19 protein-coding genes and 1 pseudogene are annotated in these 21,986 nt (G+C 71.0%); 15 read left to right on the forward strand and 5 right to left on the reverse strand.

Going from position 1 to position 21,986, the window contains the following annotated elements:
- Positions 1 to 156: 156 nt before the first annotated feature.
- Both FCI23_RS17365 and FCI23_RS17370 read right to left on the reverse strand, forming a co-directional pair.
- Positions 157 to 2,379, reverse strand: coding sequence for a cytochrome P450/oxidoreductase (locus FCI23_RS17365; protein ID WP_136724800.1), 2,223 nt, complete (start codon positions 2,377 to 2,379; stop codon positions 157 to 159).
- Between the two features lie 113 nt (positions 2,380 to 2,492).
- On the reverse strand, positions 2,493 to 3,575 hold the full coding sequence (locus tag FCI23_RS17370) for an NAD(P)-dependent alcohol dehydrogenase (RefSeq protein WP_136724801.1): 1,083 nt from the start codon (positions 3,573 to 3,575) through the stop codon (positions 2,493 to 2,495).
- Between the two features lie 99 nt (positions 3,576 to 3,674).
- On the opposite strand from FCI23_RS17370, the pseudogene FCI23_RS17375 reads away from it, so the two are divergent.
- The 9 genes and pseudogenes from FCI23_RS17375 to FCI23_RS17410 form a co-directional block, all read left to right on the forward strand.
- A pseudogene (locus tag FCI23_RS17375) lies at positions 3,675 to 4,168 on the forward strand (aldehyde dehydrogenase family protein); the annotation flags it as partial.
- Complete coding sequence (locus FCI23_RS59690) at positions 4,133 to 4,537, forward strand: aldehyde dehydrogenase family protein (RefSeq protein WP_246143779.1); 405 nt, start codon at positions 4,133 to 4,135, stop codon at positions 4,535 to 4,537. The pseudogene FCI23_RS17375 and the gene FCI23_RS59690, both read left to right, overlap by 36 nt.
- A gap of 306 nt (positions 4,538 to 4,843) precedes the next feature.
- Positions 4,844 to 6,283 carry an amidohydrolase family protein gene (locus tag FCI23_RS17380; RefSeq protein ID WP_136724803.1) on the forward strand — a complete coding sequence of 480 codons (1,440 nt, stop codon included), beginning with the start codon at positions 4,844 to 4,846 and terminating at the stop codon, positions 6,281 to 6,283.
- Positions 6,284 to 6,442: 159 nt separating this feature from the next.
- A complete protein-coding gene (locus tag FCI23_RS17385) occupies positions 6,443 to 7,555 on the forward strand; it encodes a BMP family ABC transporter substrate-binding protein (RefSeq protein ID WP_169316825.1) in 1,113 nt (370 codons plus the stop codon).
- Between the two features lie 29 nt (positions 7,556 to 7,584).
- Entirely contained in the window at positions 7,585 to 9,210 is a 1,626-nt protein-coding gene (locus FCI23_RS17390) for an ABC transporter ATP-binding protein (protein WP_136724804.1), read from the forward strand.
- A complete protein-coding gene (locus tag FCI23_RS17395; protein WP_136724805.1) occupies positions 9,207 to 10,367 on the forward strand; it encodes an ABC transporter permease in 1,161 nt (386 codons plus the stop codon). Before FCI23_RS17390 ends, FCI23_RS17395 begins: the two co-directional genes overlap by 4 nt.
- On the forward strand, positions 10,364 to 11,278 hold the full coding sequence (locus tag FCI23_RS17400) for an ABC transporter permease (protein ID WP_136724806.1): 915 nt from the start codon (positions 10,364 to 10,366) through the stop codon (positions 11,276 to 11,278). Before FCI23_RS17395 ends, FCI23_RS17400 begins: the two co-directional genes overlap by 4 nt.
- Before the next feature lie 55 nt (positions 11,279 to 11,333).
- A complete protein-coding gene (locus FCI23_RS17405) occupies positions 11,334 to 11,792 on the forward strand; it encodes a VOC family protein (RefSeq protein WP_136724807.1) in 459 nt (152 codons plus the stop codon).
- The gene (locus FCI23_RS17410; protein WP_246143773.1) at positions 11,785 to 12,183 is read left to right on the forward strand and encodes an ester cyclase; all 399 of its coding nucleotides are present in this window, start codon (positions 11,785 to 11,787) and stop codon (positions 12,181 to 12,183) included. Before FCI23_RS17405 ends, FCI23_RS17410 begins: the two co-directional genes overlap by 8 nt.
- Positions 12,184 to 12,239: 56 nt before the next feature.
- Here the strand turns inward: FCI23_RS17410 and FCI23_RS17415 are convergent, their stop codons facing one another.
- Positions 12,240 to 12,791, reverse strand: a complete 552-nt coding sequence (locus tag FCI23_RS17415) for an RNA polymerase sigma factor (RefSeq protein WP_136724809.1) — start codon at positions 12,789 to 12,791, stop codon at positions 12,240 to 12,242.
- Between the two features lie 104 nt (positions 12,792 to 12,895).
- On the opposite strand from FCI23_RS17415, the gene FCI23_RS17420 reads away from it, so the two are divergent.
- The 3 genes from FCI23_RS17420 (at position 12,896) to FCI23_RS17430 (ending at position 17,655) form a co-directional block, all read left to right on the forward strand.
- Complete coding sequence (locus FCI23_RS17420) at positions 12,896 to 14,299, forward strand: serine/threonine-protein kinase (protein WP_136724810.1); 1,404 nt, start codon at positions 12,896 to 12,898, stop codon at positions 14,297 to 14,299.
- A gap of 86 nt (positions 14,300 to 14,385) precedes the next feature.
- Positions 14,386 to 15,144: a DUF4232 domain-containing protein gene (locus FCI23_RS17425; protein ID WP_246143774.1), complete on the forward strand. Its 759-nt coding sequence runs from the start codon at positions 14,386 to 14,388 to the stop codon at positions 15,142 to 15,144.
- 480 nt (positions 15,145 to 15,624) lie between these two features.
- Positions 15,625 to 17,655 carry a SpoIIE family protein phosphatase gene (locus FCI23_RS17430; RefSeq protein ID WP_136724811.1) on the forward strand — a complete coding sequence of 677 codons (2,031 nt, stop codon included), beginning with the start codon at positions 15,625 to 15,627 and terminating at the stop codon, positions 17,653 to 17,655.
- A 1-nt stretch (position 17,656) separates the two neighbouring features.
- Here FCI23_RS17430 and FCI23_RS17435 read toward each other — a convergent pair whose 3' ends face one another.
- The gene (locus FCI23_RS17435) at positions 17,657 to 18,121 is read right to left on the reverse strand and encodes an NUDIX domain-containing protein (protein WP_136724812.1); all 465 of its coding nucleotides are present in this window, start codon (positions 18,119 to 18,121) and stop codon (positions 17,657 to 17,659) included.
- A gap of 86 nt (positions 18,122 to 18,207) precedes the next feature.
- Between FCI23_RS17435 and FCI23_RS63770 the strand changes: the two genes are divergently transcribed.
- From FCI23_RS63770 to FCI23_RS17450, 3 genes are all read left to right on the forward strand, one after another.
- Positions 18,208 to 18,396: a glutaminase gene (locus FCI23_RS63770; protein ID WP_407645979.1), complete on the forward strand. Its 189-nt coding sequence runs from the start codon at positions 18,208 to 18,210 to the stop codon at positions 18,394 to 18,396.
- A gap of 38 nt (positions 18,397 to 18,434) precedes the next feature.
- Positions 18,435 to 19,901 carry an MFS transporter gene (locus tag FCI23_RS17445; protein WP_136724814.1) on the forward strand — a complete coding sequence of 489 codons (1,467 nt, stop codon included), beginning with the start codon at positions 18,435 to 18,437 and terminating at the stop codon, positions 19,899 to 19,901.
- Positions 19,902 to 20,192: 291 nt separating this feature from the next.
- Positions 20,193 to 20,405, forward strand: coding sequence for a hypothetical protein (locus FCI23_RS17450; protein WP_136724815.1), 213 nt, complete (start codon positions 20,193 to 20,195; stop codon positions 20,403 to 20,405).
- Positions 20,406 to 20,441: 36 nt separating this feature from the next.
- On the opposite strand, the gene FCI23_RS17455 is transcribed toward FCI23_RS17450, so the two are convergent.
- Positions 20,442 to 21,923 (reverse strand): UDP-N-acetylmuramoyl-L-alanyl-D-glutamate--2,6-diaminopimelate ligase, encoded by a 1,482-nt coding sequence (locus tag FCI23_RS17455; protein ID WP_136724816.1) that lies wholly within the window; start codon positions 21,921 to 21,923, stop codon positions 20,442 to 20,444.
- Positions 21,924 to 21,986 lie beyond the last annotated feature (63 nt).

Genomic DNA, 21,986 nt, shown 5'->3' on the forward strand with positions numbered 1-21,986 from the left:
ACAGCGGTCAGTCACGGCTCCAGGTGCCGGATCAGGCCGAGGCAAGGAAGCCGCAGGTCATCCGGCACGTGACCCCACCGCTCTTGTAAAGAGGTGGCGCCCTTCCGCGGCTGGTGGTGGCCAGGGAGCCCGACCCAGCAGCGCTGGGCGGACAACTCACAGGTCCAGCACCAGCCGGGGGGAGGCGCTGCGGCCGACGCAGATCATCATGCTCCGCCCCGCCGCGCGCTCGGCGGGGGTCAGGACGGAGTCCCGGTGCTCCGGAGTTCCGGCGAGGACGCGGGTCTCGCAGGCGCCGCAGTAGCCCTTCTCGCAGTCGTAGGAGAGACCGGGGACGGCCTCGCGGACGACCTCGATCAGGCGCTCGCCGACGGGCACGCGCAGTGTGGCGCCGGTGCGGGCGAGATGGACCTCGAACTCCGTGTTGAGAGCCGGGTCGAAGACCCCCTCGTCGCCTCCTTCCGCGCTGAAGCGCTCCAGGTGCAGCCGGTCGGCCATGCCGAGGTCGGCGCAGGCCTGTTCGACGGCCTCGGTCATCGCGGCGGGGCCGCAGCAGTAGACGGCGGTGTCCGGACCGGCGGATGCGAGCGCGGCGCGGAGGTCTGGGCGGCCGAGTTCGTCCGTGGGCACGATCTCGGCCCGGTCGCCCGCGAGTGCGGCAACCTCGTCGCGGAAGGCCATGGATGTTCGCGAGCGGCCGGTGTAGATGACGCGCAGTCCGGCGCCGCTCCGGGCGGCGGTGCGGACCATGGGGAGGATCGGGGTGACTCCGATGCCGCCGGCCACGAACAGATAGTCTCCGGCTTCCACCAGCGGGAAGTGGTTGCGTGGGCCCTTGACGCGGATGGTGACGTCCGGATGCCCCGCGAGGGCGTGGAGTTCCAGGGATCCGCCCCGGCCCTCGTCCTCCCGCAGCAGCGCGACCCGGTAGCGGCGCCGGTCCTGCGGGTCGCCGCAGAGCGAGTAGTGGCGGATCCGGCCGGAAGGCAGGCGGAGTTCCACATGCGCGCCGGGTGCCCAGGCGGGGAGTTCGGCGCCGTCGGGGCGGGCCAGGGTGACGGCCAGGATGCCGTCGGCGACGGTGTCGGAGGCGAGGACGAGCGCGTCCAGCGGGGCGGTGGGCACCGCGAACGGTGCCTGGGACAGCCGCGTTCCGGGCGGGAAGACGGCCGGGATGGCGTCCCAGCCGGACTGGTTGCCGCGGGTCGGGTACGCGACCAGCCCCTCCTCCGCCACCCGGAAGTCGGGCAGCCGGGTCAGGACCTGGGTGATCATCTCCCGGAACATGGCGCGCGCCAGGTGCGCCCCGACGCAGCGGTGGGTGCCGATGCCGAAGCTGAGGTGGCGGGTGGCGTCCCGCTCCAGCCGGACCTCGGCCGGCTGCGGGAAGACGGCCGGGTCGTGGTTGGCGGCCACCCAGGGGATCAGTACGCGCTCCCCGCTCCGCACCGGGCAGCCGCCGACCTCGGTGTCCTTCGTGACGGTGCGTGCCATGGACTGCGAGGGCGCGAAAGCGCGGAGGAACTCCTCGGTCGCGGTGTCGAGCAGGTCCGGCGACTCGATCAGTTGACGGCGCTGCTCGGGGTGCCGGCTGAGGTGTACCAGGACGGAGCCGGTCAGCGAGGTGGTGGTGTCGACGCCGCCGGCGATGAGCAGCCCGATGACCGAGACCAGTTCGTCCTCGTCGAACGGGGTGCCGTCGGCCCGCCGCGCGGCGGCCAGCGCGCTGACCGCGTCCTCGGCCGGTTCGGTGCGCCACAGCCGGATGATCTCGCGGATCCGCTGGTCCATGTACGCAAGGCCCTGGGCGCCCCGGCGGGCGCGTTCGCTGTTGGCCGGCGCGGCGAAGATGTCGTGGATGGGACCGGCGAGCCTGGCCCAGTCCTCCTCGGGGAAGCCCAGCCAGTCGAGCGTGACGGCGGCGGGCAGCGGGTTGGTGAGGTCGCGTACGAAGTCGGCGGAGCCCTGTTCGATGAAGTCGTCGACGATACGGGCCGTGTGGCGGGCGATCATCGGCCGCAGCCGGTCGACGGCGGCGGGGCTCAGCAGCGGGTTGATCAGCTCGCGGTAGCCGGTGGCCTCGGGCGGATCCAGTTCGATGGGGAACTGTTCCAGGCCCGGTCCGCGCGGGATGACGATCGCGGTTCCGTCGCCGCCGGCGGCGGCGCGGGAGGAGGAGAAAGTGCTGTCGTCACGGGCGATACGGGCCACATCGGCGTAGCGGGTCGTGTATACGTAGCCGCCGTGGGCCGGGGTCCGGCCGACCGGGCAGCGTTCCCGGTAGGACTCGTAGTAGGCGATCGGGTCCGCTGTGCAGTCGGCGGAGTGGTGGTCGAATTCCGGCTGGTCGGTCATGGTGCGCAGGTTCTCCGTACGCATCGGCTCCGCGCGGTGTTGCCCAGCCGCGCCACTGGGTGTCTGGTGTACCGGCTACCCAACCTCCGGTACGTGGCGTAACAATGTCGCTGTCGTTGCGGATGCGTTGCCGCGTATTACATGGTCAGGACGGCCTTGCCGACCGTACCGGCGCGTACCGCGGCTACCGCTTCGTTGATCCGGTCGAACGGGAAGCGGGTCATCATCCGCTCCACCGGGAAGCGTCCGGCGGCGTGCAGTTCCAGCAGCTTGGGCAGGAAGAGCCGGGGGAGGCTGCTGCCGGCGATGATGCCGGTGACGGTGCGCCCGTTGAGGATGCTGCGCCAGTCGAAACTCATGTCCGTACTCGGGCCGACGCCGATGACGCCGCAGCGGCCGAGCGGACCGAGCGCCTCGACGGCGGTGCGCAGTACGTCGGCGCGGCCCGTGGTGTCGATCGCGAAGTCGAAGCCGTGCGGTGCGATGTCGCGCAGCGCTTCTGCCGTGCCGCCGCCGTCCGGGCCGACGGTGTGGGTCGCGCCGAAGGAGCGGGCGGCGTCGAGCTTGCCTGCGTTGACGTCTACGGCGGCGATGACGGCGCACCCGGCGACCTGTGCGGCGAGGATCGCCGCCGCGCCGACCGCGCCGGCGCCGAAGACGGCGAGCGAGGTGCCGGGCTGCGGGCGCAGGACGTTGAACACGGCTCCGGCGCCGGTCTGGAAGCCGCACCCGAAGGGTCCGACGAGGTCCAGGTCGATGTCCTTGCCGATGGGTACGACGGCACGGGCGGGGGCCACGGCATGGGTGGCGAACGAGGACTGGCCGAGGAAGTGGGCGTTGACCGGGTCGCCGTCCAGCGACAGCGCCGAAGAGCCGTCGGGGCGGCGGCCGGTGAAGTTGAGGGCGTCGAAGCCGTGGCAGTAGGCGGGAGCGCCGGTCAGGCAGAGCGGGCAGTCGCCGCACGAGGTGAAGCTCATCGCCACGTGGTCGCCGGGGGCCACCGAGGTCACCCGGGCGCCGACCCGTTCGACGACTCCGGCGCCCTCGTGGCCGAGCACGGCCGGGGTGGGGAAGAACGTCGCGAACTCCAGGTCGGTGCCGCAGATTCCGACACTGCTGACCCGGACCAGCACCTCGTCCGGGCGGGGCTCCTCCAACTCCACGTCTCGCAGGGCGAATTGTGCTCCTGCGCTTTCCAGAACAGCGGCGGTCGCGCGCATGCGTCCTCCCCGAGGAGCAGTCAAAGTAGCGGCCAAAACAGAAGCGTAAAGAGAGACGGCATCTTGACATGTGGTATGCGATCGGTCAAGGATCGCGGCATGGCAGACCTCGTAATCCCGCCCGCCCGGCATTTGATCGACGGGGAGTGGGTGCCCGCCCGCGAGAAGGGCGAACTGCCCGTCATCGACCCGGCCCTGGGCTACCCCTTCCACTCGGTGGCCCGTGCCGGACGGCAGGACATCGACGATGCCGTCGCGGCCGCCCGCCGTGCCTTCCCGGGGTGGGCCGCCACCTCGCCGTCCGAGCGCGGAGCCGTACTGCGCAGGTGGGCCGACCTCGTCACGCTGCACACCGAGGAACTCGCGGGCCTGGAAGCGCGCGACGTCGGAAAACCGCTGTCGGGCGGCCGGCTGAACGCCTTCATCGCGCACGACATCATCGAGTACTTCGCCGGGGCCGCCGACAAGCTCACCGGCGTGACGCTGCCCACCCGCAGCCCCGGCCACTTCGGCTACACACTCCAGGAGCCGTACGGCGTCTGCGCGGTCATCATCCCGTGGAACGTCCCCATGGTGCTCACGGCGGCCAATGCCGCCCCGGCGCTCGCGGCCGGCAACACAGTTGTACTCAAGCCGTCCGAGGTGGCGCCGCTGGCGCCGATCTGGACGCCGCCGTCCCGGCGATCGTCGCTTCCGTCACCGAGAACGCCGGGCAGAACTGCTATGCGGGATCGCGGCTGCTCGTCGAGGCATCGGTCCAGGACGAGGTGGTCGCCCGGGTCGCGGAGGCGATGCGCGGCGTCCGGCTCGGGGCGTGGCACCAGGACCTGGACATGGGTCCGCTGGTGAGCGAGGCCCAGTACCGCCGGGTGCTGGGCTTTCTGACGGAGGCGCCGCGCGCGGGCGCGCGGCAGGAGAAGGCCGTGGCCGTACGCCTCCTCGACTCCCGGGATCCGGACTGACGCTTGCGGATCCCAACGGACCGGATGCCAACGGACCGGGCAGCGGGTGCCTTTCGTACCGGAAGGCACCTTCTACGTTCGGAATCCGGTGAGGAAACACCGTCAAAACAAGTCAGAAACACGGCTGTCGGTTTGAGCCTGTTTCACATTGGCGACACCGGGGTTAATAGCCCATCACGTATGGGCAGAGCCCCCCGGGAAGTATTGACACCACTTAACGACCAGAGCACAGTACCTCGCTATTCGGGTCATCGACTCGTAATGCGAGATGGATCTGATCGCGAATCAGCCGGGAGGGAGGGTGGCATGCGAGACACCGCACTGCTCGTCGTTGGCGGCGACGTGGTGACGATGGCACCGGGCCGCGAGGTCATCACCGGCGCCACCATCGCTGTCGCGGACGGCCGCATCGCCGCCATCGGTACGGCCGAGACGATGCGCGCCCGCTTCCCCGGTGCCGAGGAGCTCCACGCCGGCGGCTGCGTGGTCATCCCCGGACTGGTCAACGCCCATCAGCACACGACGGTCGACCCGCTGGTCCGCAGCATGATCCCCGACGACATCGACGCTCAGGAGTCCATTTTCGGGTGGGCGGTGCCGCTGCACGGCGAGGTCACCGGGGACGACGACGAGCTGTCCGCCACGCTGACCGCCGCCGAGTGCCTCACCCGGGGCGTCACCACCGTGCTGGAGCCCGGCACCGTCGCCCATCCGCGGCGGGTGGCACGCGGCCTCTCAGCCGCCGGGATCCGCGGCCGGGTGGGCTGCTGGGGCTGGGACGTGCCGGGCGCGGTGCACGCCCTTCCCGCCGCCGAGACCCTCGCCCGCCAGGAGGAGACCGTACGCTCGCTCCCGGCCGCAGGACCGGTCACCGGCTGGGTCACCCTGGTGGGACACGACCTCGCCGGCGACGAACTGCTCACCGGCGCCGCCGAACTGGCCGAACGCCTCGACACCGGCCTCACCTGGCACATCTCGCCGGACGCGCGCGACACCGAATCGTACGAGCGGCGCACCGGCACCCGGCCCGTGCTGCACTTCAGGCGGCTCGGGGTGCTGGGGCCGCGACTGCTGCTCGGTCACGCGGTATGGCTCGACGACGCCGAGCTCGACGCCATCGTCGAGACCCGGACCGCCGTGGCCTCCTGCCCGGCCGCGTATCTGCGCCTGGGACAGGGCTTCACCCGGGCCGGCCGCCACGCCGAACTGGTCCGGCGCGGCGGACGGCTCGCTCTGGGCTGCGACTCGCACAACGCGGGCGACGTACCGGACGTGCTGCGCGCCGCCTGGCTGCTCGCCGCGCTGGACCGCGACCGGGGCACGGACCGCCGGGGTCCTGAAGGCACGTTCCGGCCGCTGCGCGCCGACGACGCCTTCGCCCTGGCCACCATCGACGGCGCGCGGGCGGTCGGCCTCGGCGACCTCATAGGCTCGATCGAGGTCGGCAAGGCCGCCGACCTCGTCCTTCTCGACACCCGCCGGCTCTCCTGGGCCCCGCGCGGCGACCTGGCGACGCACCTGGTCTGGGGCGCCGCCGCCGACACCGTACGGGATGTGATCGTCGACGGCCGGATCGTCGTACGCGACCGCCGGGTCACCACCGTCGACGTCGACGCGCTGCGCGAAGAGGCCGAAAGCCGGTCCGCCGCGCTGCTGCGCCGGGCCCAACTCGATGTCCCGTACCGCTGGCCGTCGGTATCTGCGGCCGAATACGCCGAACGCCCAGCCGCGGCAGTACCCCTGTGAGCCCACACCCCTTTGATCCCACCCCGCCACCCCACGTAATCCCACCCCGCCACCCCAGGTAATCCCACCCCGCCACCCCAGGTAATCCCACCCCGCGCCAGCGCCGTCGCACCCCCCACACACCCTCCCTCCCTCGCTCTCCGCTCCGAGAGGATCGTCGTGGTCAGACATCACACAGTTGGACGCGTCCGGACTTCACTGGTCGCCGGCCTCGCGGCGGTGGCCACGCTGGCCGGCTGCGCCAGCAACAGCGCGACCGCCCCCAAGGCAAGCGCCACCACCGGTACTTCGGCGTCGGCGGCCGCCGGCGGCGGCACGATCCTGTCGGGCGAGCCGGACGTGAACGGCGACGGCAAGGTCGTCATCGGCGTACTGAGCCCGGGCGACATCAACGACAAGGGCTACTACGAGAGCTTCGTCGACGAGGCGGACGCGTTCGCCAAGTCCAAGGGCTGGACGGTGATCAAGCGCGGCAGCGTCCCCGCCACCAGCGCGCTCAGCGCCGCCCGCGCCCTGTGCCAGCAGAAGGTCGACATGATCGCTCTCGGCGCCTCGGAGCTCAGCGACGCGATCCCGGCGTCCACGGAGCAGTTGTGCGCCAAGACGGCCTGGTACGTGCCGTCCTCGGCCAACGTCGCCCAGACCCCGCAGATCATGCTCTCGAGCGACAACCCCAACCAGAGCATGCTCGCCGCCGGTTACGCCACGGGACTGCTCATGCAGGCCAAGGGCCAGACCAAGGCCGGATTCGTGACCGGCCAGCAGGCCGACTTCACCATCGCGGCGGCGAAGGCGTGGAAGGCCGGGATCCGCGAAGTGCTGCCGAAGGCCCAGGTGGTCACCACCTACGCCGGTGACCTCAACGACTCCGCCAAGGCCAAGGAGGCCGTCCAGGCGCAGATGAGCCAGGGCGTCAAGGCGATGTACCCCTACCTCGGCGGCTCCACCGACGCCGCGACCGCGCTCGCCAACACCGGCAAGCTCATCACCCTCACCCCGGGCACCGACCGCTGTTCCTCCACCAGCCCCACCTTCGACGTATCGGTGCTCTTCAGCCCCGGCGACTACTTCGCGGCGGCGCTGAAGCAGTTCGCGGCCGGAAAGCTGGCCATGGGCGCGGAGAAGGTCTGGCAGCTGGGCGTCGACCCGTACCCCACCGTGAAGCTGTGCAAGGGAACGGCCACGGAGAACAAGAAGCTCGCTGCCTTCATGTCCTCCATCGGCACCAAGAAGATCGACCCCGCCGCGGAAGTGAAGCGGCTCGGCAACTGAGCCGGTGACTGGGACGGACGTGAACCGGTATGGACGTTGAAGAGCGGACCGCGGACCCAGGCCACCCCCCGGTACCGGCTCTGGAACTGCGCGGGATCAGCAAGAGCTACGGCCTGGTCGCAGCCTGCGACGCCGTGGACCTCGCCGTGCACCGGGGCGAGATCCACGGTCTCCTCGGCGAGAACGGGGCGGGCAAGTCGACCCTGATGAAGATCCTGCTGGGGCTGGTACAGCGCGACGCCGGGACCATCCTGCACGCCGGCCGGGCGGTCGACATCCGCAGCCCCCAGCAGGCGGTGGCACTGGGGCTGGGGATGGTGCACCAGCACTTCAGTCTCATCGAACCGCTGACGGTGTGGGAGAACGTCGTCCTCGGCGACACCGGGAAGGTCGACCGCACGGCGGCATGCCGCGAGGTCGAGGAGGTCGCGGGCCGCTACGGCCTGCCGGTCGACCCGATGGCCCGGGTCGACCGGTTGTCGGCCGGGGAGCGGCAGCGCGTCGAACTGATCAAGTGCCTGCGCCGCGACCCCTCGGTACTCGTACTCGACGAGCCCACCTCCGTACTCACCCAGGACGAGTCGGCGGAGCTCTTCAAAGTGCTGCGGCGGGTGGTGCGGACCGAGAACCGCGCGGTGGTCCTGATCAGCCACAAGCTGGCGGAGATCACCACCGCCACCGACCGGCTGACTGTGCTTCGCAAGGGCAGGGTCGCCTTCCGGAGCGCGACGGCGGAGACCACCCCGCAGGAGCTGGCGCGCAGGATGGTCGGGCGCGATGTCTCGCTCCAGGCCGAGGCCGCAGCGCTGGGCCTGCTGCCGACCGCGGGCTCGCCCTCCTCCTCCCCCGGGCCACGCCCCGGGCCCGGCGGCCCGGCGCTGCGGCTGAAGGGCCTGGTGGTCAGGGCCGACGGGGTGCCGGTGCTCGACGGGCTCGACCTGGAGGTCGCCGCGGGCGAGATCACCGGCCTGTACGGAGTCGAGGGCAACGGCCAGGCCGCCCTGGGCGACCTGCTGTCCGGGCTCGTCGTCCCGGCCTCGGGGACCGTCGAGATCGGTGGCAGGACCGTCGATCCGGCGCGGCCCGGGGCGCTGCACCGGGCCGGACTCGGCATCGTGCCGGAGGACCGGCACAGCTCCGGAGTCGTGCTGGACATGAGCGTCGCCGAGAACCTGGTCCTGAAATCGCTCAACGCCGTCAGCGGCCGGGGCCTGCGCCGGGTCTTCGTGAGCCGGCGGAAGATGCACGCCGCCGCACGGCGGCTGGCGGAGGAGTTCAACATCGTCACACCGTCCCTGGACGCACCGCTGCGCAGCCTCTCCGGCGGCAACCAGCAGCGGGTCGTCCTCGCCCGGGAGCTCTCGGCCGGTCCCGCCGTCCTCGTCGCCGCACAGCCGACGCACGGGCTCGACGTGGGAGCCATCGAGGACATGTACCAACGGCTGCGCGATGTGGCGGCGAACGGGGTGGCGGTGCTGCTGATATCCACCGAGCTGGAAGAGGTCATGGCATTGGCGTCACGGATCGCGGTGATCTCCTCCGGCCGGGTCAACGGGGTGCTCTCCGTCGCGGAGGCCACGGCGGAGCGCCTGGGCATGCTGGTGGGCGGGATGGCGAAGGAAAGCGCGATGGCGAAGGAAAGCAGGGTCGCATGAACGTACGAGCCGCGCTCTCCTCCGTATCCGTATGGTCCGGATCCGTACGGTCCGGCTGGCCGGCCGTCGCGGCCACCACGGCCGCCGTCGTCGCCGCGCTGGGCCTGTCCTCGCTGCTGATCGCGGTTACCGGTGGCTCCCCCACCGCATCGGTGCGGGCCCTGTACCAGGGCAGCATGGCCGGCCAGACGGCCTGGACCACCACTTTGCTCTACGCTGCCCCGCTGCTGCTGGTGGCCGTCGGGTCGTGCGTGAGTTCCCGCGCCGGAGTGTTCAATATCGGCCAGGAGGGCCAGGTCCTGGTCGGCGCGCTCGCCGGGGCCTGGGTCGCGCTGCGACTGGCGGTCCCCGGTCCGGTGCTGCTGGTGCTCACCTTGGTGACGGCCGGGCTGGCCGGTGGTGCCTGGGCGGCGCTGAGCTCGCTGATGCACCGGTGGCGCGACGTCAACGTCGTCGTCAGCACCCTGCTGATGACCTTCATCGCCGCGCAGCTGGTCGCGTACGCGGTGAACACCCCGTGGCTGCTCCAGGAGTCCAGGGTGGGAAACGCCACCGTCTCCTCGGCGTCCAACCAGATTCCGGCCGGCGCGCTGCTGGGCTCGGCCGGAAGCTATCCCGGGCTGCAGGTCAACGGCGGTGTGTTCGTCGCAGTGATCGCGGCGGTGGTGCTCGCGCTGGCGCTGGCCCGGAGCCGGTGGGGATTCCGGCTGAAGATGCTGGGGCTCAACCCGCGCACCGCGCAACACGCGGGCGTCCGCACCGGCGCGCTCGGCGGAGCGGCGCTCGCCGTGTCCGGGGCCTTCGCCGGACTGGCCGGGGCGGTCCTGCTGACCAGCCCGGTCGGCACCAACCGGCTGGAGCCCGGTATCTCCGACAACATCGGCTGGGACGGTCTGCTGGTCGCACTGGTCGCCCGCAACCAGCCGCTGCTCGCCATCCCGGTGGCCTTGCTCTTCGGCGTGCTGCGGTCCGGCGGCAGCTTCCTGGCCGCGACCGGTGTCCCGTCGTTCCTGGTGGACGTCGTGAAGTCGCTGCTGGTCCTGGCCTTTGTCGCGCCCCCGGTGATCGTCGGCATGGTACGCCGCCGCCGCGCGGGCGCACTGACGGCTCCGGCCGCGAGCGACCCCCTACGCGTTCCCCAGGAGGCCACGGTATGAGCGCTCTGGACGACATCGCCACCGTCCTGTCCAGCGGGGTACGGCTCACCGCGCCGCTGGCGTTCGCCGCCTGCGGGGAGTACCTCGCCGAGCGGGCCGGCACCCTGAACATCTCGGTCGAGGCGATGATGCTGGGCGCCGCCTTCAGCTCCGTCGCCGTGGCGAGCGGCACCGGCAGTGCCACCGCGGGCCTGCTGGCCGGCGTGGTCACCGGACTGCTGATCGGCGTCGTCCACGCCGCCCTCTCGCATCGCGCCGAGATCAACACCTTTGTGGTCGGCCTGGTGCTCAACGCTCTGGTGCTGGGCCTGACCAGTTACCTGATCACGACCAGCACCTTCGACAGCCACCAGGTGACCCAGCTCAGCGTGCCGGTGCTGCGTGACATCCCGGCGATCGGCCGGCCGTTGTTCGTCGAACGATGGCCCGTCTATCTGCTGCTCCTCATCGTCCCGCTGACTTGGTGGCTGGTCGAGCGGAGCCGCTGGGGCCTGGAACTGCGCGCGGTCGGCGAGGCCCCGCAGGCCGCCGATGTCACCGGCATCCGGGTCAATGTCCGCCGCCGCCAGGCGCTGCTGTGGTGCGGCGCGCTGGCCGGCCTCGGCGGCGCGTATCTGGCGGTGGGCGAGGTCGGGTCGTTCAATCAGAACATGACGGCAGGACGCGGCTATATCGTCATCGCGGCAGTGATCTTCGGTGCCTGGCGGCTGGGCCGCACGCTCGTCGGCTGCCTGCTCTTCGGGCTCGCCGACGCGATGCGGCTGGCGCTGCCCGCCCTCGGAATGACGGCGAACTCCCAGCTCCTCATCGTGGCGCCCTACCTGCTGGCGCTCCTGGCGATGCTGCTCTTCTCGGCCAAGCACCGCGAGCCGAAAGCGCTCGGCCAGCCCTTCGAAAGAGGCTCGACCTGACCCGCCGCACCCCCGCACCTCGCACCCCGTACAGCAAAGCACTCCGGAGGAATCCATGACCACCTCTCTGCCCCAGGCCCGCTGGACCCATGTCGCGCTGCCCACCGGCGACCTGGACAAAGCCATCGCGTTCTACACCTCCCTCACACCGCTTGTGGTCGTCGAGCGGTTCCGGGACGCCGACGGCGAGAGCGCCTGGCTCTCCAACGACAAGCAGGCGGAGACGCCGATGGTGCTTGTCCTCGTCTCGTTCAACAAGGACAAGGGCGCCCCGCTCGGACTGCTCACCCCGTTCGCGCACATCGGCATCGAGGTACCGCGCCGCGAGGACGTCGACGCGCTCGCCGACCGCGCGCGGGAGCTGGACAGCCTGCACTGGGAGCCGCGGGACATGCCCGACCCCGTCGGCTACATCTGCGCGCTCAAGGACCCCGACGGCAATGTCGTCGAGATCTCGCACAACCAGAAGGTGTTCGACACGGTGCGCCGCCTCTGGGCCGTACCCGGTGAATGACGAGGCCACCCGGAACGCGGTGCTGCGGTACATATCCGCGCTCAACGGTCACAGCGCGGACGCGATAGCGGCCTGCGTCAGCGAGGACTTCGTGAACGAGCACACCTCCGCCCTCGGGCGGAGCCTGGCCGGCCGGGCCGCCTACCGGGCGGCCCTCACCGGTTTCCTGTCCGATTTCGCCGGTCTCCGCTACGAGGTCGAGGATCTCGTGGCCGAGGCCGGCCGGGCGATGCTGGCCTACCGGATGTCGTTCACCCTGCTCTCCGCCGGGGGCAGAGCGGTGAGCATCCGCGGAGTGTTCAGATTCCGGGTCGGTGCGGACGGGCTGATCACGCACCGCACCGACTACTGGGACAGCGGCGAGGTGGAGCGGCAGGTAGGAGCGCGCTGAAGATCTGTGCCGGGCTCCCGGCGCCCGGCACGCCCATCTGCCGCTCCGCCGGATCGTCAGGGCACGACGATCAGCCACTGACGGACCTGCTTCCGTGCCTGGTGCAGACGGGACTTCACCGTGCCCAGCGGTATGCCGAGGCGCTCCTCGATCTCGGCGTACTCCAGCTGGCAGATGTCCCGGAACACCAGTGGAGCCACCAGGTGCGGCTGGGTCTGCTCAAGCCGTTCCAGCGCTTCGAGCAGATCGAGGCGCGAGCCGGCGATCACGCTCGTGGTGCGCGGGTCCGCCCGCTGGGCCTCGTCCACCGTGATGGGCTGCTCCTGGGCCCGTCTCTTCAGCTCCCGGTACTTCTGGCGCGCGCAGTTGGCGACCACGGTGTGGAGCCAGGTGCTGAACAGGCTGCGGCCCTCGAATGTAGTGATCTTGCGGGCCACCTGGAGCAGCGCGTCCTGGGCGGCTTCCTCGGCGTCCTCCCGGTGCGGCAGGAACCGGCCGCTGCGCCGCAGGACCTCCGGCCGGATCTGCCGCAGAAGAGAGTCGAGCGCGGTCTCGTCACCGGCTGCCGCGCTGACGGCCAGGTCCTCGATCTCGGGGGGCAGCCCCACAATGTCTCCTTAGCTGGTGCGACGCTGGTGGAACTCGGACAGTGACCCGCGCGTCGGTAGCCTGCGAGTGCAAGATTCATTTTCACAGAACTCGGGGCGCATCAATGTCTTCCCCTGATCGGATAGGCCGCTACCGCTTGGAGCGACCCCTGGGATCCGGCGCGTTCGGTGTGGTCTGGCTGGCTCACGACGACACTCTCGAAGCGCCGGTCGCGGTCAAGGTGATGGCCGAGAACTGGGCGTACCGGCTGGATCTCCGGGAACGCTTCCTGGCCGAGGCGCGCCTGCTGCGGCGTGCGTCATCGAACCGCGTGGTACAGGTCTTCGATATCGGCGAGCTGCCGGACGACCGGCCGTACTTCGTGATGGAGTACGCGGACGGCGGGACCCTGGCCGACCGGCTGGCGGACGGCCCGCTGCCCCTGCCGGAGGCCCTGCGGCTGGCGGCCGAGGCCGCTCTCGGGGTGGCCGCGCTCCACGAGGCGGGCATCGTGCACCGGGATATCAAACCCTCCAACGTGCTGGTCCGAGCCGCTCCGGGCGGCGGCGACCGGCTGCTGGTGGCGGACCTGGGGCTGGCCAAGAGCCTTGCCCACGCGTCGGGGCTCACCCTCGTCGCGGGCTCGGCCGGATACATGTCCCCCGAGCAGGCCGAGCCCGGCGTCGACGGAATCGACGAGCGGGCCGACATCTACGGCCTGGGCGCCCTGAGCTATCACCTGATCACCGGAACCGTACCCGGGTCCCCGGGGAAGGTCGTCCGGCCCGACCGGCTGTGCCCGGAGCTTCCCGACGGTGTCCAGCGGGCCGTCATGCGCGCCCTGGAGCCGGACCGTGAGCGGCGCTGGCCGTCGGCATCGCAGTTCGCCGCCGTACTGGAGGGTCTGGCGCAGCAGGCCGAGCAGGCCGGGCCGCGTCCGGGCGTACGGCCCGGACGCCGCCGGACCCGGCGGGTGGCGGTCGCCGCCGGGATCGCGCTGACAGTGGCGGCGGGCGCAGGCGCGGGCATTACCGTCACGCTGGGCGATCGGCACGCCTCTGCCTCCATGGTGGGGGTCGGCGACACCACAGGACGTATCGCCGTCGAGGTGCCCGCCCAGTGGAGCGGCCAGCTGCGTGGCGCCGGGTGGGCGCCTGGCGCGCTGGGGCTTTCCGGCACCCATGAGCCCGGTCTCGTCGTCGCCAGTGACCTGGCACGCTGGGAGGACCTGGACGCCAAGGTCAGCGGAGTTTTCGTCGGGCTCAGCGAACACGGGGACGTGGCGGCCAAGGTCCGGGCCATCGGCCACAGCGACTGCGAGTATGGGAAGACCCGGGATTTCTCAGACCCGTCATGGCACGGTCAGGTGCGTCGCTGGGTCGCGTGCGGGAGTGGCGGGACGTCGATCGAGGAGATCGCTCTCGCCTCGACCGGCGGTGGTGCCTCCCAGCTTTACGTGGAGGTCCGCCAGACGGGCGGCGGCGATGCGACCGACCGGGTCCTCGACAGCCTGAAGGTCACGAAGTGACGCCCGAAATCGACGTGAACTTTTCCCACCGGCGCGTCATCGACGTATATGACGGCACGGACGGGCGACCAGAGAGTGATGAAGACATGTCGAGCAATCGCAGTGACCGCGCGGGACAGGACGAGCACGGCAGGGCTTTCCGTCACCGTACGGCCGCTGCCCTCCGCAATGGCCGGGCGATGGCGGGCGGCGCCGTACTGCTGACCGTGCTGGCCGGCTGCGGAAGCACCAGCGGGTCGGGCAGCGCGGCCCCGTCCAGCCTGGCCGGAACAGCGAATCCGGTGGGCGGCGACACGACCAGCCCTGCCACCATCGCCGCCACCACCATGACGTCCGCGTCGGCGACCGCCACCGCCCCCGCGGGATCGGCGCCAACGGTAGCGCAGGGCTCGTCGACCCCCCAGAACAGCGGCGCGGCCTCGAGCACGCGCTGCCACACCTCGGAGCTGAAGGCGTCCGTCGGTGCCAACAACCCCGGTGCCGGGCAGGAGAACTTCCCGATCGTGCTGACCAACCGGTCCGGCCGTACCTGCACCGTGTACGGCTTCCCGGGCGCGGAGTTCGTCAACAGCAAGGGCCAGGCCGTGGCGCCGGACCCGGAGCGGGCGAGCGGATCGGAGCGGAAGGTCATCTCACTGGCCCCGGGCAAGAGCGCCTGGGCGGGGCTGTCCTTCGGCAACCCGGCGATTACGGGTGCCACCACCACGACGCCCGCCGCATTGCTCATCACGCCTCCCGACGAGACCGCCGCGCTGAAGGTGCCCTGGACCGGCGGCCCGGTGTCCAACACCGGAAAGGCTTCGGTCCCCTCGCTGGGCGCCTTCGCAGCCGGTAACGGCGGCTGACCCCGGGCCTCCTCGGCCCGGAGGCTTCCGGGCGACGATAAGCCCCGGGCGGCCGCTATGTCATCCATGACAACAAGCTACCCAGGGCGGCGGACAGCCGGCGGCAGCAGCTGGTGCGGAGGCTGACCGGGCATGACAGCGCACTGGACGCGGCCACCGGGGCCTGCGAGGCCAGGCCGCCGAACTGTGGATCGACGTCTCCAAGGCCCACGTCTTCGACCCCGCCACCGGAATCAGCCTCACCCACCCGGAGCACTCCGGCCGCACCTGACGACCGCACAGGCGTCGTCGCGAGGCGCCCCGGCCAGGCTTACCGGACACACCGGCGCCCGGCGGGACTTGCCGTTGACGACGCGGTCCGGGGCACCGGACAGCCGGGGCAGGGCTCCCCTGTCCCGGACCGGGATCTTCCTTATCGCCGGATATGTGGGTGGATAATCGACATACGAATCGGGGGCCCGCGCGGACGGAGGTGAACGGGTGAACGCCGCCGTCATCATTCTGGACACCACCGGCCAGGTGAGGCTGTGGAGCCATCAGGCCGAGGACATGCTGGGATGGACGGGCGATCACGCGGTGGGCCTCGGCTTCGACCGGCTCATGCATGTCCGCGGCGACGCGGACCTCCTCGCCGAACTGCTGGACACCGAGTCCTGGACCGGACACCTGTCACTGCACCACCGGGACGGCTACCCCGTCCAGGTCCGGGCAGAGGTGTCGCTGCTCGCCGACGGCGACGGCAGACCGTACGTCCACGCGTCCCTCAGCGACGTCAGCCGCCAGCACACCGAGTGGCGCGACCTGGCCACCCTGGAGTCGCTCTTCGACTCCTCCCCGCTGGGCGTCGCGATCCTCGGCAGCGACCTCAGGCACATCAAGGTCAACAAGACCCTGGCCCTTCTCGACCATCATCCGGTCGAGAAGCATCTGGGCCGCACCGTGGACGAGGTGGTCGGCGGCCGGGTGGGCGAAGCACTGGCCGAACTGCAGCGGAATGTGCTCAGGACCGGCCGGCCCGTGGTGGACGTGATCATGCCGGGGCCGGACGGGGAGGGCTTCCGCTCCGTCTCGTGCAGCCGGCTGGAGGACGAGGACCACCGGGTGCTCGGTGTCGGCTGCACCGTGATGGATGTCTCGGAACGCTACGAGGTCGCCGCCCAGAAGGAGATCGTCCGCGAGCGCCTCTCCCTCCTCAATGACGTCGGCACACGCGTCGCCGACCTGCTCGACATCCCGAGGATCGCCGAGCGGCTGGCCGACACCGTCGTGCCCAGATTCAGCGACTACGCGGGAGTCATCGTGCTGGAGGAGATCGCCGCCGCCGGCGAACTGCCCAGACAGCCGCCCACCCACCGCACACCGCTGGTCCAGCTGGGCGCCGCCTACAAGCAGCACAGTCCGCCGGTGGAGCGCTTGCTGCGGGCCGGCCAGTCGTTCACGGTCTCGGAGCGCTCGGTCACCGGCACCGCGCTGCACACCGGACTCCCACAGCTGGCCAATACGGCGGAGCGGCTGCTGGCCGCCACGTACCCCGGCGATCCCAGGACCAAGGCCGCCCTGGAGCTGGGCGTCCACTCGATGATGGCGCTGCCGTTGCGCGTCGGCGGCATCGTGCTGGGGCTGCTGGTGGTCTACCGGGCGGAGAGCAGCGCGCCCTTCAACGACGACGATATGGCCTTCGCCATGAAGCTGGCCGGCCGGGCCAGCACATCGCTGGACAACGCCCGCCTGTACGCCCGCGAGCGCGCGGGAGCGCTGATGCTGCAGCGTGCCCTGCTGCCGCACCACATCCCCGAGCCGCCCGGAGTCCGCATCGCCTTCCGCTACGTCCCGGGCAGCACCGGCACCGAGGCCGGCGGCGACTGGTTCGACGTCACCCAGCTCACCGGGGGCCGCGTCGCCCTGGTCATCGGCGACGTCACCGGCCACGGGCTGCGCGCCGCCGCCACCATGGGCCTGCTCCGTACCGCGGTTCGAACCCTCTCCGGACTCGACCTGCCACCGGCCGAGCTGCTCCAGCGCATCGACGACATCGCCGTCGAACTGGCCCATGACCCGGACGAGGCCCTGATGGCGACCTGCGTGTACGCGGTGTACGACGCCTCCCTCAGTCGCTGCACCATCGCGAGAGCAGGGCATGTACCACCGCTGATCGTCGAGCCCGACCCCGCCTCGGAGGGCGGACGCAGAGTGCGGCTGCTGGAGTTGCCCCCCGGGGTTCCGCTCGGCGTCGGCGGTGTGAAGTTCGAGGCGGTGGAGTTCGACGTGCCGGACGAGTCGGTGCTCGTGCTCTACACCGACGGTCTCATCGAGACCCGCGGCGAGGACATCAGTGAGGGTCTGGACCGGCTCCGCGCGCGGCTGGCCCAGCCGTACGACTCCCTGCAGGCCACCTGCGACGGCGTCCTCGGCATCCTTGAGCCCGGGACCGAGCGGGACGACGTAGCACTCCTGCTGGCACAGCTCAGCGGTCTCCCGGGCGGCCTCGCGGCGGATGGCGCGGCACGCTGAGTCAGGAACGCAGTCCGCCGAGGCGGTCCAGGAAGTCGCGCTGCTTGACCACTATCTTCGAGCGGGCCCGTCCGAGCACGAACCACTCGACCCGGTCGATCTCCGGGAAGGCATGGATCCGGCCGGAGCCCTTCGGCCACTCCATCTCGAACGTGCCGGGGACGACGAGTCCCGGGTCGAGGTCGCTCTCGACGGCCCAGACCGTCACCACTTTGCCCCCGGACTGCCGGACGGAACCGAGCGCCAGGAATTCGCCGGTCGGCGGCGGCATGCCGAGCTCCTCCTCGAACTCCCTGCGCGCGGCGGCGCACGGATCCTCGTCCGGCTCGTACTCGCCCTTGGGCACGGACCACGCGCCCGCGTCCCGCCCGGCCCAGAACGGACCGCCCATATGGCCGAGGAGCACCTCGGTGCCCGCGCCGTCGCCGCGGAACAGCAGGATGCCCGCGCTGCGCTTTCCCGTCACGGTTCCCAGTGTGCGGCAGGCGGGCAGGTGCGGCAGACCTCGCGGAAGTCCCGCACAATGGCGCCCGTGGACCACCAGAAGATGCTGTGCGAGGCGATGGAGGCCGCCCGGCCGGTGCTCGGCACCGGCAAGGTGGCCGATTACATACCGGCGCTCTGCCGGGCCGGGGGGCTCTGTGCGCGTGGAGCCCTGCCCTGGACCAGGCGGGCAACTCCCTCGCCGCGGTGGGGGCGCTCGACGCCTTCGTCACGGCGACGGGCTGGTCGGTGTTCTGACCGGTGGCGTCCGGCGGACGGATTGGGGAAGATGGGGCATGGCCGATCCACGCACCGGTCGGGTAAGGCTCGGCAGCGCCACCGGGCGGTGGGTGCTGTTGAGCACAGTGCTGGGCTCGGGCATGGCCATGATCGACGGCACCGCGGTGAATGTCGCGCTGCCGCGGATCGGGATCGACCTCGATGCCAAGCTCTCCGCCCTGCAATGGGCGGTCAACGCGTACATGCTCACGCTCGCCGGACTCATCCTCCTGGGAGGGTCGCTCGGCGACCGCTATGGCAGACGCAAGGTCTTCCTCACGGGTGTCGTGTGGTTCGCGCTCTCGTCGGCGCTGTGCGGGATCGCGCCCAACGCCGAGTTGCTGATCGCGGCCCGCGCACTGCAGGGCGTGGGCGGGGCTCTCCTCGCCCCGGGGTCGCTCGCGATCATCCAGTCAGCCTTCCGCCCCGACGACCGGGCGTCTGCCGTCGGGGCCTGGGCGGGTCTGGGCGGGGTCGCCGGGGCGGTGGGACCCGTGCTCGGCGGCTGGCTGGTCGGCGGACCCGGCTGGCGCTGGGTGTTCTTCATCAACCTGCCGCTGGCCGCGGTGGTCGTCGTCCCTGCTCTCCGGCACATCCCGGAGAGCAGGGACGACACCGCCACGGGCCGTTTCGACGTGCCCGGCGCCGCGCTGGCCGCGCTGGCCCTCGGGTCGCTCACCTTCGCGCTCACCGTGGCCTCGACGCAGCCGGCGTCGGCGGCGTGGGCGGCGGGGATCGCGATTGTCCTCGGGACGGTATTCATCATGGTGGAGCGCCGCTCGCCCGCTCCCATGGTTCCGCTCGGGTTGTTCTCCTCCCGGCTGTTCTCGGTGGTGAACACCGTGACGGTGCTGATCTACGGGGCGCTGGGCGGGGTCATCTTCTTCCTCGTCCTGCAACTGCAGGTGACAGCGGGCTTCTCCCCGCTGCTGGCAGGCCTGGCCCTGCTGCCGCTGACCCTGCTCATGCTGGCCTTCTCGGCCCGCGCCGCCGACCTCGGGAAACGCATCGGCCCCCACATTCCGCTCACCGCCGGGCCGGTGGTCGCCGGGATCGGCGTCCTCCTGATGCTGCGCGTCGGGCCCGGAGCCTCGTACTTGACGGAGGTGCTCCCGGCCGCGACCGTCCTGGGAGCCGGGATGACCCTCCTGGTGGCGCCCCTCACCGCCACGGTCCTGGACTCCGTGGACAACCGCAGAGCCGGAACCGCGAGCGGCGTCAACAACGCCGCGGCCCGCACCGGAAGTCTGCTCGCCATCGCCGCCCTGCCGTCGCTGGTGGGCCTCTCCGGGTCCGAATACCAGTCGCGGACCGCGGTCGACGCCGCGTTCTACGGCGCCATGTGGACCTGTGCCGGACTGTTGGCGGCTGCGGGGCTGCTCGCCTGGTTCGGCATTCGCGCGGGCGTCGGAGCGCCGGAGAACTCGGACGCGGTCTGTGTTTCCTGCTCCCTGTCCGTACCGCCGCCGGCCGCGACGCGCTGAACTTGGCCGGATCCCATCGCGCATACGGCCTGCCCCGGGCATCTGGTGGCGCACCGTCCGACACGGACAGGAGTAACGTGGCGATACGGGCGCGCCTCGCGCCCCGGCCCCTCGGTGATCGGCACCGCTCCCTCCAAAATCCAGGCAGAACCACCCGGAACGCTCCAGGGCGCTCACCCGGATCGGTCCGGCCCATCCTCCTCCAAGTCATGAGCAGAGGGATTCGGGCGTATGTACTCGCAGAACGCAATCTCAAGCCGCAGTCGCGGCCGTGCTGAACCGACCGAAGAGATGATTTCCGGGCTGGTCTGCATCGTCTGCCGCGCCGACTACCGCAATGCGCCGGACTCGGACGCGATCGTTGTCGCGCACCACAACGACCATCAGATGCTCGCCTGCCGGGGAGTGTGCGCACGGATGGCCAGCGGATCCGCCGCCGGTCTCGACGAGACGCCACTTCCGCTGGCCGAGCGCATGCGCAGGCACGGCACCGACCGCTCCTGACCCGTTCCGGGCGCGCGCTGGGCGCGCCCGTCCCGGCTATGCCTGGGCGAGTTCGCGGACGACCTGGAGGTCGTTGAAGGGGATCAGTTCCTCGCCGACGATCTGGTGCGGCTCGCTGCCCTTTCCGGCGATGAGGACGATGTCGCCCGCCTCGGCGGCGGCCAGTGCGAAGCTGATCGCCAGACGGCGGTCGGCCTGCCGCTCGAAGGGAGTGCCCGTCGCGGTGAGCCCGGTGGCGACCTGGTCCAGGATCGTCTCCGGGTATTCGGTGCGCGGGTTGTCCGAGGTGAGGACGCACAGGTCCGAGAGGTCCCCGGCGATCTTCCCCATGATGGCGCGCTTGGTGATGTCCCGGTCGCCGCCACAGCCGAAGACGGTGATGATCCGCGCGGGGGCGAACTCACGGATCACGGACAGGACCTTCTCCAGTGAGTCCGGTGAATGGGCGTAGTCCACGATCACGGCAGTGCCGCCGGGGGTCTCGTAGCGTTCGAACCGGCCCGGGACGGCCGCCACCCGCTCCAGCGCGCCCACGAGTGCTTCCAGGTCATGGCCCAGGGTGTGGCAGGCCGCCACGGTGGCCAGCGCGTTCGCCACCCAGAACCGGCCCGGGACGGGGATCGCCGCGGGGTACTTGCTGCCGCCGTGGTGCAGCGTGAAGCGGGTGCCGAAGGCGTCCACGACGAGATCGGTGGCCCGGTAGTCCGCTTCGGCGTCAAGCCCGTACGTGGTCACGGCCCCCGGCATCAGCGCCTGGATCTCGGCACCCACCGGATCGTCGGCGTTGACCACCGCATGGCGGCAAAGCCCCTGGAACAGACGCAGCTTGGCGTTCTTGTAGTTCTCCATCGTTCCGTGGTCGTCAAGATGATCCTGGGTCAGGTTGGTGAAGACCCCGACGTCGAGGAACGTCCGGTCCACCCGGTGGGTCAGCAGCGCCATCGAGGTGGCCTCCAGCACCACGCTGCCGGCACCGCGGTCGCGCATGTACCCGAGCAGGTACTGAAGGTCCGGTGACTCCGGGGTGGACAGCACCGACCACGGCATCGGGACCGGCTCACTGCCGACCCGGCTGCCGGACGTCCCGATGACTCCCACCCTGGCGCCCTCGACGATTCTCAGCACCGACTCGACCATGGACGACACCGACGTCTTCCCGTTGGTGCCGGTGACCGCCACCATGTCCATCCCCCGGCCCGGTTCGCCGTAGTAGCGGGAGGTGACGACGGGGGACGCCACACGGGTGTCCGCCACCCGCACCACGCACACGTCCTCCGGCACCTCCTGCAGGCCGGCGGGCCCGGGAAGCCCGCCTTCGAGCAGTACCGCGGCAGCGCCGCGCCGCACGGCCTGCCCGATGCGCTCCGGGCCGCCCTCGCGGTGGCCCGGTACCGCGATATACAGCGAGCCGGGTGCCATCCGGTGGGCGTCGAAACTCATTCCCCCGGTGATCCTCGTTGCCGGATCGCCCTGGAGTACCTGGTGATCGTGTCCGTCCAGCAGTTCGCTCAGTTGCACAGCTATCCCCTCGAATGCGGCTCCGGCCGTGTACCGCCGGGCACCACGGTGGTGACCATGACT

It is taken from the genome of Actinacidiphila oryziradicis, assembly GCF_005047355.1.
GTDB classification, from domain to species: domain Bacteria; phylum Actinomycetota; class Actinomycetes; order Streptomycetales; family Streptomycetaceae; genus Actinacidiphila; species Actinacidiphila oryziradicis.